This is a genomic window from Streptomyces sp. NPDC046831, assembly GCF_040645305.1.
GTDB lineage: Bacteria > Actinomycetota > Actinomycetes > Streptomycetales > Streptomycetaceae > Streptomyces.
This window is the reverse complement of the sequence record NZ_JBEYXZ010000048.1, coordinates 26,928-43,828: the sequence shown is the minus strand read 5'-3', so window position 1 is coordinate 43,828 and position 16,901 is coordinate 26,928. Positions and strand designations below refer to the sequence as shown.

Annotated in this window: 15 protein-coding genes; 10 read left to right on the top strand and 5 right to left on the bottom strand. The window is 72.8% G+C overall.

The annotated features are described in order from the left end of the window. From ABZ920_RS28440 to ABZ920_RS28425, 4 genes are all read left to right on the top strand, one after another. Nucleotides 1-261: alpha-glucosidase C-terminal domain-containing protein (locus ABZ920_RS28440; protein WP_361510968.1), on the top strand; the 261-nt coding region annotated here is incomplete at its 5' end. A 29-nt stretch (nt 262-290) separates the two neighbouring features. After that, the gene (locus tag ABZ920_RS28435; protein ID WP_361510964.1) at nt 291-1,685 is read left to right on the top strand and encodes a maltokinase; all 1,395 of its coding nucleotides are present in this window, start codon (nt 291-293) and stop codon (nt 1,683-1,685) included. Between the two features lie 4 nt (nt 1,686-1,689). Then, complete coding sequence (glgB, locus tag ABZ920_RS28430) at nt 1,690-3,921, top strand: 1,4-alpha-glucan branching protein GlgB (protein WP_361510961.1); 2,232 nt, start codon at nt 1,690-1,692, stop codon at nt 3,919-3,921. Between the two features lie 220 nt (nt 3,922-4,141). Next, nucleotides 4,142-5,230, top strand: coding sequence for a glutamate--cysteine ligase (locus tag ABZ920_RS28425; protein ID WP_361510958.1), 1,089 nt, complete (start codon nt 4,142-4,144; stop codon nt 5,228-5,230). A 103-nt stretch (nt 5,231-5,333) separates the two neighbouring features. Here ABZ920_RS28425 and ABZ920_RS28420 read toward each other — a convergent pair whose 3' ends face one another. After that, nucleotides 5,334-5,561 carry a DUF6480 family protein gene (locus ABZ920_RS28420; RefSeq protein WP_361510955.1) on the bottom strand — a complete coding sequence of 76 codons (228 nt, stop codon included), beginning with the start codon at nt 5,559-5,561 and terminating at the stop codon, nt 5,334-5,336. Between the two features lie 152 nt (nt 5,562-5,713). Here ABZ920_RS28420 and ABZ920_RS28415 point away from each other — a divergent pair, with 152 nt between their 5' ends. After that, a complete protein-coding gene (locus tag ABZ920_RS28415) occupies nt 5,714-7,618 on the top strand; it encodes an AMP-dependent synthetase/ligase (RefSeq protein WP_361510952.1) in 1,905 nt (634 codons plus the stop codon). Nucleotides 7,619-7,637: 19 nt separating this feature from the next. Here the strand turns inward: ABZ920_RS28415 and ABZ920_RS28410 are convergent, their stop codons facing one another. After that, on the bottom strand, nt 7,638-7,925 hold the full coding sequence (locus ABZ920_RS28410; protein ID WP_361510949.1) for a DUF4190 domain-containing protein: 288 nt from the start codon (nt 7,923-7,925) through the stop codon (nt 7,638-7,640). A 213-nt stretch (nt 7,926-8,138) separates the two neighbouring features. On the opposite strand from ABZ920_RS28410, the gene ABZ920_RS28405 reads away from it, so the two are divergent. The 4 genes from ABZ920_RS28405 to ABZ920_RS28390 all read left to right on the top strand — a co-directional run bounded on the left by ABZ920_RS28405 (nt 8,139) and on the right by ABZ920_RS28390 (nt 9,821). Continuing rightward, on the top strand, nt 8,139-8,303 hold the full coding sequence (locus tag ABZ920_RS28405; protein ID WP_361510946.1) for a hypothetical protein: 165 nt from the start codon (nt 8,139-8,141) through the stop codon (nt 8,301-8,303). 3 nt (nt 8,304-8,306) lie between these two features. Beyond that, nucleotides 8,307-8,579, top strand: coding sequence for a DUF4190 domain-containing protein (locus tag ABZ920_RS28400; protein ID WP_361510943.1), 273 nt, complete (start codon nt 8,307-8,309; stop codon nt 8,577-8,579). 241 nt (nt 8,580-8,820) lie between these two features. After that, nucleotides 8,821-9,255, top strand: a complete 435-nt coding sequence (locus ABZ920_RS28395; RefSeq protein WP_361510940.1) for a hypothetical protein — start codon at nt 8,821-8,823, stop codon at nt 9,253-9,255. A 131-nt stretch (nt 9,256-9,386) separates the two neighbouring features. Continuing rightward, nucleotides 9,387-9,821: an ATP-binding protein gene (locus ABZ920_RS28390; protein WP_361510937.1), complete on the top strand. Its 435-nt coding sequence runs from the start codon at nt 9,387-9,389 to the stop codon at nt 9,819-9,821. Nucleotides 9,822-10,121: 300 nt separating this feature from the next. Here the strand turns inward: ABZ920_RS28390 and ABZ920_RS28385 are convergent, their stop codons facing one another. From ABZ920_RS28385 to ABZ920_RS28375, 3 genes are all read right to left on the bottom strand, one after another. Beyond that, nucleotides 10,122-10,550 (bottom strand): ATP-binding protein, encoded by a 429-nt coding sequence (locus ABZ920_RS28385; RefSeq protein WP_361510979.1) that lies wholly within the window; start codon nt 10,548-10,550, stop codon nt 10,122-10,124. 624 nt (nt 10,551-11,174) lie between these two features. Then, complete coding sequence (locus ABZ920_RS28380) at nt 11,175-11,546, bottom strand: PRC-barrel domain-containing protein (protein WP_361510934.1); 372 nt, start codon at nt 11,544-11,546, stop codon at nt 11,175-11,177. Nucleotides 11,547-11,679: 133 nt separating this feature from the next. Next, complete coding sequence (locus ABZ920_RS28375; protein ID WP_361510931.1) at nt 11,680-12,048, bottom strand: STAS domain-containing protein; 369 nt, start codon at nt 12,046-12,048, stop codon at nt 11,680-11,682. 383 nt (nt 12,049-12,431) lie between these two features. On the opposite strand from ABZ920_RS28375, the gene ABZ920_RS28370 reads away from it, so the two are divergent. Next, nucleotides 12,432-16,703, top strand: a complete 4,272-nt coding sequence (locus ABZ920_RS28370; RefSeq protein WP_361510928.1) for a HAMP domain-containing protein — start codon at nt 12,432-12,434, stop codon at nt 16,701-16,703. Nucleotides 16,704-16,901 lie beyond the last annotated feature (198 nt).

Here is a 16,901-nt window from a genome sequence, read left to right as displayed (position 1 = left end):
CCCTCCTCCAACCCCGCCGTCCTCGCCTTCCTCCGCGAGTACGAGGACGACCTGGTGCTGTGCGTCCACAACTTCTCCCGCTTCGCACAGCCCACGGAGCTCGACCTGAAGGCCTTCGACGGACGCCATCCCGTCGAGCTCATCGGCGGGGTGCGCTTCCCCGCCATCGGCGAGCTGCCCTACCTGCTCACCCTCGCGGGACACGGCTTCTACTGGTTCCGGCTCACCAAAGTCGCATCCCGGATCGGCCGACGGGCTTGAGCGCGTGGCCGACGGAAGGAGGCGTGACCATGCCGAAGACCGCGATGCTCCAGCCGGACAGTCCGCACCTCATCGGGCCCATGGCCTCGCTCGGCGGGCTGCTGCGCGAGTGGCTGCCCGGCCGGCGCTGGTTCGCGGGCAAGGACCGGCCCGTCACCGACCTGCGCCTGCTGTCCATGACGGAGCTGTTCCCGGGCTGTCTGCACCTGCTGGTCCACGCCGAGCACGCGGGCGCCCACTCCGGCGGTCACGGCGCTCTTCCCGCACCCGCCGGCTCGCCGCCGCCTGCCCAGCCCGCCGACTGCTACCAGCTGCTGCTGGGTGTGCGGCAGCAGCCGGCACCGCGCCTGCACCGCGCCTTCATCGGCCGCGCCGCGCAGGGACCCCTGGCCGGTCTCGCGATCTACGACGCGCTGTGCGACCCGCGGTCGGCGCAGCTGCTGCTGGAGCGGCTGCGCCACCCCGGCACCGTCGGCACGCTCCGCTTCGAGACGGACCAGCCGGCGGTCGTCCCGGGCGGGCTGGTGCCGCGGGTGCTGGAGGCCGAGCAGTCCAACTCCTCGATCGTGTACGGCGACGAGTTCATCCTGAAGCTGTTCCGGCGCATCCAGCCCGGCGTCAACCCGGACCTGGAGGTGCCGTGGGCGCTGGCCCGGCAGGGCTGCTCCCGGGTGCCCGCCCCGGTGGCCTGGTTCGGCACCACCCAGCCGGAGGCGGCGACGCTCGGTGTGCTCCAGCCGTTCCTGCGCGACGCCGCCGACGGCTGGACGCTGGCCCTGCGGGCACTGGCCACCGGTGACGACTTCACCCCCCAGGCGCACCAGCTCGGGCAGGCGACGGCGGAGGTGCACCTGGCACTGGCCGAGGCCTTCCCGACCGGTGGGCACGACGACATCGCACGCACGGCGGCGGCGATGACCGAGCGGCTGGAGGCCGCCGCGCACTGCGTGCCCGCCCTCGGGCCGTACGCGGCCCGGCTGCGCACCGCGTTCGCCGCCCTCGCCACCTGCGACGCCGGTCCCCCCGCCCAGCGCATCCACGGCGACCTGCACCTGGGCCAGGTGCTGCGGGCCGGACGCGAGTGGTTCGTGATCGACTTCGAGGGCGAGCCGTCCCGTCCCCTCGCCGAACGGCGCACCGCCGAGTCCCCGGTCAGGGACGTCGCCGGCATGCTGCGCTCCTTCGACTACGCCGCCCGGCAGCGCCGCCCCTGGCGCCCGGAGTGGGCGCGCCGCTGCCGGGAGGCCTACTGCGCCGGCTACGCGTCCCGGGCCGGCTGGGACCCCCGCAAGAAACACGCCCTGCTGCGGGCCTACGAGACGGACCGAGCCGTGTACGAAGTGCTGTACGAGGCCCGGCACCGCCCCGGCTGGCTCGCCGTACCGATGGCGGCGATCGAACGTCTCGCCGTGAGAGGAGGCTGAACCGGTGGCACTGCGCGACACCGCACGTCCCGAGCCGTCCGGACCGCTCCCGCCCGCCCCGGGCGGGGCCGGGACGGCTCCGCCCCTGGACCCGGCCGACCGGGAGCGCCTGCTGTCCGGCGCCCACCACGACCCGCACGCGCTGCTCGGCGCGCACCCGGTCCCCGGCGGCATCGCCGTCCGGGCGCTGCGGCCGCACGCCCGCGCGGTCGGCGTCGTGACCGGCGGGGTGCGGACCCCGCTCGTCTCCGAGGGCGACGGCCTGTTCTCGGCCGTGCTGCCCCTCGACGCCGTCCCCGCCTACACCCTCACGGTGGCCTACGAGGGGGACGCGGGCGACGGCCGTGAGGTCCACGACCCCTACCGCTTCCTGCCGGCCCTCGGCGAGCTGGACCTGCATCTCATCCGGGAGGGCCGGCACGAGCAGCTGTGGAAGGCGCTCGGCGCCGAGCCGATGACCCATGAGGGCGTCGCCGGCACCCGGTTCACCGTGTGGGCGCCGAATGCGCGGGGAGTCCGGGTCGCGGGCGACTTCACCTTCTGGGACGGGACGGCGTTCCCGATGCGGTCCCTGGGCGCCTCGGGCGTGTGGGAACTGTTCCTGCCGGACATCGGCGAGGGCGCCCGCTACAAGTTCGAGATCACCTCGCAGTACGGCGGCCGCTTCCTCAAGGCCGACCCGATGGCGCGCCGCACGGAGCAGCCCCCCGCGACGGCGTCCGTCGTGACGGCCCCGCACCACCGGTGGCGCGACCAGGAGTGGATGGCCCACCGCGCGGACACCCCGGTGCACGAGGCCCCGTTCTCGGTGTACGAGGTGCACCTGCCGTCCTGGCGGCCTGGGCTGACCTACCGGGAACTGGCCGAGCGGCTTCCCGCGTACGTCAGGGACATGGGCTTCACCCACGTGGAGCTGATGCCGGTCGCCGAGCACCCCTTCGGCCCCTCCTGGGGCTACCAGGTCACCTCCTACTACGCCCCGACCGCCCGGCTGGGCTCCCCGGACGACTTCCGGTACTTCGTCGACGCCTGCCACCGGGCCGGCATCGGCGTGATCATGGACTGGGTGCCGGCGCACTTCCCGAAGGACGACTGGGCGCTGGCCCGCTTCGACGGCGACCCGCTGTACGAACCCGGCGACGCGCGGCGGGCGGAGCACCCGGACTGGGGGACGTACGAGTTCGACTTCGGCCGGACCGAGGTGCGCAACTTCCTGGTCGCCAACGCCGTGTACTGGTGCGAGGAGTTCCACATCGACGGGCTGCGGGTGGACGCCGTCGCCTCCATGCTCTACCTCGACTACTCGCGGGATCCCGGCCAGTGGACGCCGAACGTGTACGGCGGCCGGGAGGATCTGGACGCGGTGGCGTTCCTGCAGGAGATGAACGCCACCGTCTACCGGCGCGCGCCGGGCGTGGTGACCATCGCCGAGGAGTCGACCGCCTGGGGCGGGGTGACCGCGCCGACCGACGGCGGCGGTCTGGGGTTCGGGCTGAAGTGGAACATGGGCTGGATGCACGACTCGCTGCAGTACATGAGCCACGAACCGGTCCACCGCACGTACCACCACCACGAGATGACCTTCTCGATGGTGTACGCCTACAGCGAGAACTACGTACTCCCGATCTCCCACGACGAGGTGGTGCACGGCAAGGGCTCGCTGGTGTCGAAGATGCCCGGCGACTGGTGGCAGCAGCGCGCCAGCCTGCGGGCCTACCTGGCCTTCATGTGGTCCCACCCCGGCAAGCAGCTGCTGTTCATGGGCCAGGAGTTCGCCCAGGGCGGCGAGTGGTCCGAGGCCCACGGCCCCGAGTGGTGGCTGCTCGACGACGGACACTGCGCCGCGGGCGACCACCGGGGGGTGCAGGACCTGGTGCGCGACCTCAACCGGCTGTACCGGGCCACGCCCGCGCTGTGGCAGCGGGACACCAGCCCGGAGGGTTTTCGCTGGGTGGCCGTGGACGCCGCGGACGACAACGTCTACGCGTTCCTGCGCCACGACGCGCAGGGGCGCCCGCTGCTCGCGGTGTCCCACTTCTCCCCCGTCGTCCGGGAGGGCTACCGCCTCGCCGTGCCCGGCGACGCCCTGGCCTGGTGCGAGCGGCTCAACACCGACGACACCCGCTACGGCGGCAGCGGTGTCACCCACCCCGATCCGGTCAAGCCGGAGGACGGGCACATCCGCCTGACGCTGCCGCCGCTCGCCACGGTCTGGCTCACGCCGTACCCCGTCTGAGCTCGCCGCTCCCCCTTCGGCGGGGCCGCTCCGCGCACGGCTGCCACTCCAGGCACAGCTGTCACTCCGCGCCCGGCCGGCCTGCGGGCCGCCGGGTCCGCGGCCGCGTCCAGGTGTCCGGCCGTCGTCGCGGGGCAGTCGGGGTCGTACGACCCGGCCGGGGTCGTACGATCCGGCGACGCCCCGGCGTCGCGGCAGACGGACAGAAAGGCGGCATGGAGTGCGGACCGTCGGAGTGGAGGAGGAACTCCTCCTGGTCGACCCTGAGACCGGTGAGCCGAAGGCGCTGTCCTCGGCGGTACTCGCCCGCGTGGCACTGGACGACCAGGGCGAGGACGTCTTCGAGAAGGAGCTGTACGGACAGATGCTGGAGTTCGCCACGCATCCGCAGGCGGACATGGACCAGCTGGGTGAGGAGATCGTCCGCTGCCGCAAGGAGGCGGCCCGGCACGCCGGGGAGATCGGCTGCGCCGTGGCGGCGCTGGCCACCTCCCCGCTGCCGGTCAGCCCCTCCATCGGCATGAACCGCCGCTACCAGTGGATGGCCGAGCAGTACGGCATCGCCACGCAGGAGCAACTCGTCTGCGGCATGCACGTGCACGTCTCCGTGGAGTCGGACGAGGAGGCCGTCGCCGTCGTCGACCGCATCCGGCCCTGGCTGCCCGTCCTGATGGCGATCAGTGCCAACTCCCCGTTCTGGCAGGGCAAGGACAGCCGGTACGACAGCTACCGGACCCAGGTGTGGGGCCGCTGGCCGTCGGCCGGCCCGACCGAGCTGTTCGAGACGCCCGAGCGCTACCACCGGCGGGTGGCGGACATGGTCGCCACCGGGGTCATCCTCGACGAGGCGATGGTCTACTTCGACGCGCGGCTGTCGCAGCGCTACCCGACGGTGGAGATCCGGGTCTCGGACGTCTGCCTGCACGCCGGCACCGCCCAGCTGATCGCCACGCTGGCCCGCGGGCTCGTCGAGACGGCGGCCCGTGCCTGGCGGGCGGGCGAGGAGCCGGTGGACCACAGCGTGAACCTGCTCCGGCTGGCCATGTGGCAGGCCTCGCGGGCCGGTCTGGCGCGCGAGCTGCTGCACCCGGCGACCATGCGCCGGCTGCCGGCGGAGTCGGTGGTGCGGGACCTGCTCGACCACGTCGGCGACGCCCTCGCCGACGCCGGTGACCTGGACCGGGCGCGGGAGGCCGTCGAGTCGTTGCTGCGGCACGGAAACGGCGCGCGGGTGCAGCGCGAACTGCTGGAGCGCAGCGGCAGCCTGCGGGAGGTCGTCACGGAGTGCGTACGCCACACCCAGGGGTGACCGGCCGGCCCGCCCCGAGGGCGTCGGCGTTCCGCCCCCCCGGTTCCGCCGGCGCTCCACCCCGCCGCTTCCCCGGCTCGCGCCGCCTGCCCGCCTGCCCTGCTCACAGCAGCAGGACCAGGGCGTACGCCAGGAAGAAGGCGGCGACCAGCACGACGAGACAGAGGATGAGGGCGAGTGGGGCCTTCGCCCATCCCTTGGTCGGCTTCTCCGAGGGTCCCGCCTCGGGCATGCTGCTCTCCGCGGGCGGGGTCTCGCCCGGCGGAACGCCGCCTCCCGGCTCGAGACCGGGGGTCCGTTCGGGGTCCGGGTCCGGATTGACGTAACTCATGGCCTACGAGTCCCCACATCCGGCGGGGTCAACGAAACGGGGCCACTTCCCGCTTCGGGGTCCCCTGCCGCGCTCACCTGGGCTACATTCGACCCCCGTCGACAACGGTGCTCGTCGGCGGCGTCACCCTCCGTACACCTCAGGAGCAGTGCATGCGTGACTTCGCTCTCGCTCCGTCCGCCGTTCCGGCGCCGGCCGGCGGCCTCGCCGACACCGTCTTCGAGAGGGCGGCGCTCGACCCGGCCCGTCCGGTGCTCGCCCGCCGCGCCGGCTCCGCCGCCGACTGGCAGGAGGTGACCGCGGCCGAGCTGCGGGACGAGGTCGCCGACCTGGCCCGGGGGCTGGTGGCGTCCGGCGTATCGCCGGGCCACCGCGTGGCGCTCATGGCGCGCACCCGCTACGAGTGGACGGTGTTCGCCTACGCGCTGTGGGCCGTCGGGGCGGAAGTGGTCCCCCTCTACCCCACGTCCTCCCGCGACCAGGTCGAGTGGATCCTCCGGGACGCCGGGTGCGTGGCGGTGGTCGTCGAGGACGAGCAGGGCGTCATGACGGTCGGCTCCGTGTGCGCCGACCTCCCGCTGCTGCGGCACGTGTGGCAGCTGGACGCCGGGGCGGCCGCGCAGCTGGCGGAGCGGGGCGCCGCCGTCCCGCTCACCACGGTCGACTCCCTGCGCCGGATCGTGCTGCCGGACGCGACGGCCGTGATCGCGTACACCTCCGGCACCAGCGGCCACGCCATGGGATGCGCACTGAGCCACCGCGCGCTGGCCAGCCCCTGCGACACGCTGCTGGCGGGCTGGGGCCACACCGCCGCGCCGCCGGGCGAGCAGGCGTCCGTCCTCGCCTTCCTGCCCTTCTCGCACGTGTACGGGCTGATGATCCAGGGCCTGTGCGTCCGCGGCGGCATCCTGATGGGCCACGAGCCCGACATGAGCGAGGCGGCCCTGACGTCGGCGCTGCGCACGTTCCGGCCGACGTACTTCTACGGGGTGCCGTCCGTCTTCGAGAAGATCTACAAGAACTTCCTGCGCACCGCCCAGCAGTCCGGCCGCGGTGCCCTGTTCGAGCAGGCGGCCGGCACGGCGCGCTCGTTCGCCGCGGCGATGGAGCGCCGGCGCCTGGGCCGCGGCTCCGGACCGGGGGTCGAACTGCGGCTCCGGCACGCCCTGTTCGAGCGCACGGTGTACCGCAGGCTGCGGGCCGCGCTGGGCGGCAGGATCGTCCGCGCAACCTCCGGCGGTTCACCGCTCAGCCGCGAACTCTCCCTGTTCTACGAGGGCATCGGCATCTACGTGCACGACGGGTACGGGCTCACGGAGACCGCGGGCGGCGTCACGATGCAGCCGCTGGGGCGGGAGCGGTCCGGGACCGTCGGCAAGGCCCTGCCGGGCACCGAGATCCAGGTGGCCGGGGACGGGGAGATCCTGGTGCGCGGGCCGTCGGTGTTCCAGGGCTACGTCAACGACGAGGCCGCCACCCGGGCGGTGCTGCGCGGCGGCTGGCTGGCGACCGGGGACCTCGGGCACCTGGACCCCGACGGGTACCTGACGATCACCGGGCGCAAGAAGGACGTCATCATCACCAGCAGCGGCAAGAGCGTGGCCCCGGCCCTGCTGGAGCAGCGGCTGCGGATGCACCCGCTCGTCCACCAGGCGGTCGTCGTCGGCGACAACCGGCCCTGTGTCGGGGCGCTGATCACGCTGGATCCGGACTACCTGGCGCACTGGCGTGCCGCGCTGGCCCTCCAGGCCGACACACCGGGCCGGGATGCGCGGGAGGAGAACGCGCTGCGGGAGGAGATCTGGCGGGCGGTCGCGGCCGCCAACAGCGCCGTCTCCCCGGCGGAGTCGATCCGGGTCTTCCGGGTGCTCCCGGAGCCCTTCGACGTGGCCAGCGGGCTGCTTACCCCGTCGATGAAGCTGCGCAGGGACGCCATAGTGCGGCACTACGCGGTGGAGATCGACGCGATGTACGAGGCGCGGAGCCGCTCCCCCCGCCGCGCCGTGCGGCACGACGCGGCGGCCGACTGGGAGGACTCCGACAACGTCTTCCGCTGACCGGGCAGCAGGGGGCGGGTCAGCCGCCCACGTACCAGCTGAAGCCGCCGTTGGCCGCGGACACGGCCATCAGCACGAAGAAGAGGACCAGGTCCACGATGCCGAGCACGATGCCGGCCTTCGCCATGCCGCCACCGCCCTTGACGGACGCCTGCCGCATCCCGACGAAGCCGAGCACGATCGCTATGGGGCCGAGGATGACGTTGAAGAGGAACAGGCCGATGATGCCGCAGACGAGGCTCGCCACCGCCAGGCCGTTGGTGCGCGAACGGGACGACGCGGTGGACGAACTGCCGTAACTGCTCATGAACTTCTCCCTTCGGGGACGGTTGGACCTTCCGCATGCCCCTCGACCGACCGCGCATGCGGGAAAGTTGACGGACCGTCGGATTCCGGTCGAGGTGCCGGCCGGCCCGGCGCCCCAGGCGTGACATCGGACTGGGGGGAAACCTGTCATCGCATGCTTGCTGAATACCGGGATCCGTTCGTGCACGCCCCCGTCCGGGCCGGGAGGTGAGCCGTGATCTTCCTTGTCGCGGCACTGCTCCTGCTCGCCGTCCTCCTCGGGGCGGTGGCCTACCTGCCCTGGCCCGTCACGCTGGCCCTCAGCGCGGTGATCGTCGTGTGGCTGGCGGTCTTCACCGTGCGTGAGCGGCGCCGGCGCAGCCGAGCGGGGAGGGCGTGAGCGATGCGGCTGACAGCACCTCCCCGGCGGAACACCGGCAGGCGGGACACCGAAGGCATGGCCGTCGCGTCCTTCGTCCTCGGGCTGATCGGCCTGGTCGTCCTGAACCTGGTCCTGGGCCCCGTCGCGATCGCCCTGGCGCTGATCGCGCTGCGCCGGAACACGCCGCGCCGCTTCCGCGCCTGGCTCGGGTTCTGGCTCGGCGTCGCGGACCTGCTGGTCCTGGCCGTCCTCCTGATGGTCAACGGCGGCACCGCGTGGACCGCCTTCGGCTGAGGGCCCGGACAGCCCGGACAGCCCGGACAGCCCGGACAGCCCGGACAGCCCGGACAGCCCGGACAGCCCGGACAGCAGGTGACCCCGCATCCGCGCGGCGTCCGGTGCGAGCGAAAGGCACCGAAAGGCCCGCTTGACGGGTACGGCGGACGGCGGACGGAGCACGACGGGCGGGTTTAGTTCGGCCGGTGCGTCGTAACCGCAGGGAGAAGGCCGTCTTCACCCTGGGAGGAGTCCGTCCATGACGTACCACCGCCGCCGCCAGGTCCTCTGCGCCGCAGCGTCCGTACTCGCCGGTGCCGCGGATCTGTGGTGCACCGGCCGGGGGATCGCATCCGCCGCCGTCGCCCTGTCGCTCGCCGTGCCCGTGCTGGCCGCGGCGGCCGTGCAAGCGGGCCGGCGCGACCGACTGGTGCTCGACGCGCACCGCCGGGCCAGACGGGCGGCTCTCGGCGAGGCGCCGCGGTTCACGCCCGCCCGCCCGTGCTGCTCCTTCTGGCGCGCCGCCGAGGGCGCCGACCACACACCGGACTGCGCACGCGCCCGTCGTTCCGGGGCGGGGGCCGGGACGGCGTCCGCATGGCGGGAACTGTACGAGGCGTGCTGCCTGCGGGGCTGGGAGTCCCGCGGGGCCGTGCACGAGACGGGAACGTGCCTGCGCCGGGCGGCCGCCTAGGAGTCGGCGGGCACTGAGAGCGGGGCCACGGCATACCCACGCGTAGGGTCCGCGCCCTTGGGAACAAGACACTGGACCCGAGGGAAAGAAAGGACGACAGCCCAGCTGAGCACGCCGGGCCGGGAAGGCATATGGCAACCGAGCCGCGTTGGGACGACACACTGGCTACCGAGGGCATTTCGAGCCGCACCGCCCGCTTCACAGGTGACCTGCACCACGTGACGGGGGCGCGTCTGGCCGCCGAGGAGTTCCTCGGCGACCTCGCGCGCGTCACGCCGCCGGCGGCGCCCGAGCACTGGGACGACATCCTGCTGGTCGTCACGGAGCTCGCCGCGAACGCGGTGCAGTACGCGCCGGGCCCCTTCGAGCTGCGGTTGCGCCGTACGTTCGACGGAGTGCACGTCACCCTGAGCGACACCAGCACGACGCCGCCGGCTCCGCGCCCGTTCCATCCGAGCCGGGGCAGCGGCGGTATCGGCTGGCACCTCGTGCACACCCTCTGCGACCAGGTCAGCGTCGTGACGAACGAGCACGGCAAGGACGTGCACGTCTTCCTCCCCTGGTGAGCGAGGAGCGGCCGGCCGCGGGGCCGGCCCGGGCTGCGTCCGCCGCGCGGAGAAGCGCAAGCCCAAAGGCCGCACGCGTCCGCCTGTGACGCGGTCGATCCCGCCCCCCAGCAACCGTGCATGGCCGCTCGTGCGTACGGGCTCGTGCGTCGGACGCGCCGGGCGGGCACCACTCCCGTGAACTTCTCTCCGGTCGGTCCCGGTCGGCTCGGCCGGTCCGGCACACCGCCGGCGGCAGGTTCCGGGCCGGGTCCGCGAAGTCCCGCCCGCCTCCGGACGACGGGACTTCGCGGACCCGGCCTAACCCACGTGCAGGGGCACCAGGACGCTGACGGTCTTGCCGCCCCCGGCGCGCCGGTCGATGACGATCTCACGGGCCAGCCGGATGATGAGCGGCCAGCCGTATCCGCTGCCCCGGTGAGCGGTGGGGAGGTCGCCGGGCCCGTAGGCGACCTCCGGGACGACGTCGCTGTTGTCGTGAACGGCCAGGCGCACGCCCGCGTCGGTCGGCACCACCTCGAAGCCGGCGAGGCCGTCGCCGTGCCGGATGGCGTTGGTGACCAGTTCGGAGACGACCAGCAGCAGATCGATGACGTCCTCCTCCCGCGCCGTGCGCGTGGCGGAGTTCCACTGTTCCTGTACCACCGACCGCGCGTACGCGCGGGCCGTCGCGGCGCTGGTGACCTGGATCCGCGGTGCCGGTGGCCGGTCCGGCGCGGGGTCGCACAGCGCGGGGACCGCCCCGTCGGCGCGGTCCGCGCGCGCCGGGTCCCCGTGATCCGCCCGCTCGGCGCGGGGCGCGCGCGGGTGCTCGTCGTCTCTCACCGTTCGGTCACTTCCCCGGGCACCTCCATCGCCACCCCGACAGTATCGGCGAGGAGGAAGCACCCCGCGGTTCCTGTCACGTCACACAGCCTTTCACGCTCCCGCCGAACGGCCCGCCGCGGCGAGAGGCCTCCCCCGCGTGCTCCGGCGCTGCCCGGCCGGGCGCCGACGGGGACGCTTCCGGACGGCCGGGGCCACGAACGCGGTGCCGGAGGCCGGCGACGGTCCGGACGGTCCAAACCGGCGGACCCCCGCCAGGGGCGTCCCAGTGCGCCATGGCGTGTCCGTGCCGTCGACGCCACCGGTCGCCTGCGCGGCACAGCGGATCCGGGGGACGGACGACATCAGGGCGGGCCGACGTTCGTCGGGCATCGGCAGACTCTTCCTCCACGGCTCGCCGGGCCGCCACGCGCATCCCGTGGGCCGCTCCAGCATAGGAGCGGCCGGTCTGTTCCGGTCACGCGTCCGCCGACGCCGACGCCGGGGGCGACGGAGGCCCGCCGCCGCCCTTGCCGTGTGCTTGCTCCGTCAGGCGGTGGTCGCCTCGCGGGGCGGAAGCCGGTGGTAGTAGTCGCCCACGCTGGTCAGGTAGTCCGGATCCATGGTCTCGCTGTCGATCCGGAAGCGCGGTGCCGCCTTGACCTCTCCCCTGCTGCAGGCCACCGTGACCCGCCGGCCTTCGGGGTCGATGCCCGTGACGACGCCGGCCGGTACGAGGACGCTCTTGCCGAACACCCACACACCGGTGTCGACGATCAGGTGCCGCATGCCGAAGTGGTCCGCCTCGCGGTCCACATGGCCGATCGTGCCGTCGGTGGCGACGACGGTGAAGCCGGTCAGGTCCAGTCCGTGGACGTGAGCCGCCTGCGGCGGGTACGACCAGATGGTGTCGATGGCCACGCTGTCCTTCCTCCCCGAGCGAGACGAGTGTGAGCCCTCGGACGGGACGGTCATCACCCGCCCGGCTCCACACAGCAGCAACTACCCTGCTCAGGCGGCCGCATTCGGGGCCTTCGGCCAGGTGCGGCGCTTCTTACCCCGCGCCGGGGCGGTGCTGCCGGCCGGAGACCGGTGCGGGGCCGGTGAGCAGTTCCAGGGTGCCCGTCCTGTCCAGCAGGCGCTCCAGGACGGCCGGGCGCCGGTCCAGGCGCAGGACGACGCCCGCCTCGTCGGTCCGGCGCCGGATCAGCAGCAACGCGGACAGTCCGGAGGAGTCGACGGCGTCCAGCCGGGAGAGATCGAGCGTCAGCTCGCGCAGCGGGTGCCAAGTGAGCAGGGACGTGACGCTCTTCACCAGTTCGCCGTGCGTCTCGTAGTCGAGGCCGCCGGCGACGCGCAGGACGGCCGAGGGCGGTCCGGCGTCCACGGAGAGGCTGAACGGCTGTGGCTGTGGTGTGGTCATACGAATTCCGGGGCCGGGGGTTTCCACGTGCGGCGGTCTGCCGGTGGGGCGCTGGCGCGCCGGGGTGAGCGTACGGCAGGGGTGCCCCGGGCCGGCCACCGCGGGGCGGCGCCGCCCGCGGGGGCGCGCCCGGCAAACTCACCCGTCTACCCCTTGTTCGCGGATTCACACAGGAAGTCTTCCGGGTGATCCGGAAGCGTCCGGCACGCCCGCGCGGGGTTTTGTTCGGGACGGTCCATCTGGGTTAGCCTGCGGCGTATTTTCTCATCATGCAGATCCGTGAACTGCGGAAATGCGAACACAACGGGCGGGCCCGCGACGGCGGCCGGCCAGGTTCCGAGTCTCCGCTGGGGGGACTCCTGGGGAGCGGGACGAGGATGCGGATGACCAGCGACAGGACCGAGGTGGTCGACGCTGTGCCGGGAGACCAGGAGCTGAGACAGCTCCTGGCGGGTCTGACGGCCGTGCGCGACGGCGACTTCGGCACGCGACTGCCCGAGGACGCCGACGGCCTGATGGGCGACATCGCCACCGTGTTCAACGGCATGGTCGACCAGCTGTCCGTCTTCACCCGCGAGGTCACCCGCGTCGCCCGCGAGGTCGGCACCGAGGGCACCCTCGGCGGTCAGGCGGAGGTGCCGGGCGTCTCGGGCACCTGGGCCGATCTGACCGACTCGGTGAACGCCATGGCGGGCAACCTCACCACCCAGGTCCGCGACATCGCCCAGGTGGCGACGGCGGTGGCCAAGGGCGACCTGTCGCAGAAGATCGACGTGCCGGCCCGTGGCGAGATCCTGCAGCTGAAGGAGACCGTCAACACGATGGTCGACCAGCTGTCCGCCTTCGCCGACGAGGTCACCCGCGTCGCCCGCGAGGTCGGCACCGAAGGACGCCTCGGCGGCCAGGCCAAGGTGCCGGGCGTCGCCGGCGTCTGGCGTGACCTGACCGACTCGGTGAACTTCATGGCGGGCAACCTCACCTCGCAGGTGCGCAACATCGCCCAGGTGACGACGTCGGTGGCCAAGGGCGACCTGTCCCAGAAGATCACTGTCGACGCCCGCGGCGAGATCCTGGAACTGAAGAGCACCATCAACACGATGGTCGACCAGCTGTCCGCCTTCGCCGACGAGGTCACCCGCGTCGCCCGCGAGGTCGGCACCGAAGGACGCCTCGGCGGCCAGGCGGACGTCAAGGGCGTCAAGGGCACCTGGCGGGACCTCACGGACTCCGTGAACTTCATGGCGGGCAACCTGACCGCCCAGGTCCGCAACGTCGCCCAGGTGGCCACGGCCGTGGCGCAGGGCGACCTCTCCCAGAAGATCACCGTCGACGCCCGCGGCGAGATCCTGGAACTGAAGAACACCATCAACACGATGGTCGACCAGCTCTCCGCCTTCGCCGACGAGGTCACCCGCGTCGCCCGCGAGGTCGGCACCGAAGGACGCCTCGGCGGCCAGGCGGACGTGCGCGGCGTGTCGGGCACGTGGAAGGACCTGACCGACAACGTCAACGTCATGGCGTCGAACCTGACGGGGCAGGTGCGCTCCATCGCCCAGGTCGCCACCGCCGTGGCCCGCGGCGACCTCTCCCGCAAGATCACCGTCGAGGCCAAGGGCGAGGTCGCGGCGCTGGCCGACGTCATCAACACGATGGTCGACACGCTGTCCGCCTTCGCCGACGAGGTCACCCGCGTCGCCCGCGAGGTCGGCACCGAAGGACGCCTCGGCGGCCAGGCCCACGTGCCCAACGTGGCGGGCACGTGGAAGGACCTGACCGACAACGTCAACTCCATGGCCAACAACCTCACCGGCCAGGTGCGCAACATCGCGCTGGTGACGACCGCGGTGGCCAAGGGCGACCTGTCGAAGAAGATCGACGTCGACGCGCGCGGCGAGATCCTGGAGCTCAAGACGACCATCAACACGATGGTCGACCAGCTCTCCGCCTTCGCCGACGAGGTCACCCGCGTCGCCCGCGAGGTCGGCACCGAAGGACGCCTCGGCGGCCAGGCCGAGGTGGAGGGTGTCTCCGGCACCTGGAAGCGCCTGACGGAGAACGTCAACGAGCTGGCCGGGAACCTGACCCGCCAGGTGCGCGCGATCGCCGAGGTCGCCAGCGCCGTGGCCGAGGGCGACCTGACCCGGTCGATCACCGTGGAGGCCTCCGGCGAGGTCGCCGAGCTCAAGGACAACATCAACTCGATGGTGGGGTCCCTGCGCGAGACGACCCGGGCCAACCAGGAGCAGGACTGGCTGAAGACCAACCTGGCGCGGATCTCCAGCCTGATGCAGGGGCACCGCGACCTGCCCGTGGTGGCCGAGCTGATCATGGAGGAGCTGGCCCCCCTGGTCGCGGCCCAGTACGGCGCCTTCTACCTCGCCGAGGAGGGCGAGGAGGGGCCGGAGCTGCGGCTCGTGGGCGGCTACGGCCACCCCGACGACGACCGGCCCGTCCGGATCCGGTTCGGCCGGTCCCTGGTCGGCCAGGCCGCGCGCAGCCGCCGCACGATCAGCGTCGACGAGCTGCCGCAGGGCTACATCACCATCTCCTCCGGGCTCGGCCAGGCCGTGCCGACCGCGTTGCTGCTGCTGCCCATCCTGTTCGAGGACCAGGTACTGGGCGTGATCGAGCTGGCGTCCGTCTCCCCCTTCACCGCGATCCACCGGGACTTCCTGGAGCAGCTGCGGGAGACCATCGGCGTCAACGTCAACACGATCGTGGCCAACGCGCGCACCGACGAGCTGCTGGACGAGTCGCAGCGTCTGACCGCCGAACTGCAGGCCCGTTCTGCCGAGTTGCAGGAGCAGCAGGAGGAACTGCAGCGTTCCAACGCGGAGCTGGAGGAGAAGGCCTCGCTGCTGGCGGCCCAGAACCGTGACATCGAGGCGAAGAACCTGCAGATCGAGCAGGCGCGGCAGGAGCTCGAGGCGCGCGCCCAGCAGCTGTCGCTCGCCTCGAAGTACAAGTCGGAGTTCCTGGCGAACATGAGCCACGAGCTGCGCACCCCGCTCAACAGCCTGCTCATCCTCGCCCAGCTGCTGGCGCAGAACCCCTCGCGCAACCTCACGCCCAAGCAGGTGGAGTACGCGGGCATCATCCACTCCGCGGGCTCCGACCTGCTGCAGCTGATCAACGACATCCTCGACCTGTCGAAGGTCGAGGCGGGCAAGATGGACGTCAGCCCGGAACGGGTGTCGCTGCGCCAGCTCATCGAGTACGTCGAGGCCACCTTCCGGCCGATGACGACGCAGAAGGGCCTGGAGTTCACGGTCACCACCGCGGCCGGCGCGCCCGGGGACCTGCTCACCGACGACTCCCGGCTGCGCCAGGTCCTGCGCAACCTGCTGTCCAACGCGGTGAAGTTCACCGAACAGGGCGGTGTGGAGCTGTCCATCGAGCCCGCGACGGACGACGACGTGCCGGCCGGCGTGGTCCGGGGCAGCGCCGTCGTGGCCTTCCGGGTGAAGGACACCGGCATCGGCATCCAGGAACAGCACCTGGAGACGATCTTCGGAGCCTTCCAGCAGGCCGACGGCACCACGAGCCGCAAGTACGGCGGCACGGGCCTCGGCCTGTCCATCACCCGGGAGATCGCGCACCTGCTCGGCGGGGCCGTGACCGTGGACAGCACCCCGGGCCGGGGCAGCACCTTCACGCTCTTCCTGCCCGTGGCCCTGCCGGAATTCGAGCAGTTCGACAGCGCCCGGGCGCCGGAGGCCGAACCGGTGCAGCTCGCGGCGTCGGCGCCGGCCGCCCAGCTCCCGGCGCCCCAGCGCCCGGGCCCGGCCGGGCAGCGCGCCCGCCGGCTGCTGGTCGTCGAGGAGCGGCCGCGCGGACTGCTGACCCTCGTGGCCGAGAGCGTCGTCGCGGACGTCGCCCGGCACAGCCCGGACGACGCCGCCGCGCCGCCCGCGGTCGAGGTGATCACCGCCATCGGCGCCCAGGAGGCGGCGGGTGCCCTGGCGGCCGAGCCGTGCCACTGCGTCGTCCTCGACCTGGACATGCCCGACGGGGAGGCGTCGCGCTTCCTGCAGGCGCTGGAGGGCGACTCGGCGCTGGCGGGTGTGCCGGTGCTCATCCACAGCGGCCACCGGCCCGACGTGGCCCGGGCGGAGGCGCTGCGCTCACGCGCGGACGACGGCGCCGTGGAGTTCCTCTCCAGCCTGGACGAGCTGCGCGAGCGCATCGCCCTGCACCTGTCGGCCGAGGAGCCCGGGGACGTGCTGTCGCTGGTGCGCAACGAGGACCCGTCGGAGCTCGCGCCGCCGGTCGACGGCACCTTCGCCGGCCGTACCGTCCTCGTCGTCGACGACGACGCCCGCAACCTGTTCGCGCTCAGCGGCATCCTGGAGCTGTACGGTTTCCGGGTGCTGCACGCGGAGAACGGACGCAAGGGCATCGAGACGCTGGTCGACAACCCGGACATCGCGCTGGTCCTGATGGACGTGATGATGCCGGAGATGGACGGCTACACGGCCACCGCGGAGATCCGCAAGATGCCGCAGTACGCCGAGCTGCCCATCATCGCCGTCACCGCCAAGGCGATGCCCGGCGACCGGGAGAAGTCGCTGGCCTCGGGCGCCAGCGACTACGTCACCAAGCCCGTCGACACGCACGACCTCATCGCCTGCGTCCGGCGCTGGCTGTCGGCGTGAGCGTGCCGAGGCCCGTCCCGCCCGCCGGCGGGACGGGCGGCACCCCAGACCGCACGTTCCGCACCCGAGGGCCCCGCAGCCGAGGAGCATCCGCATCGTGAGCACTCCCGAGCAGCCGCACGAGCCGGCCGGCGCGCAGTCGCGCCTCGGACCGGCCGGCGCGGAGCACCGCCTCGAACCGGGAGGTGCCGAGCCGCA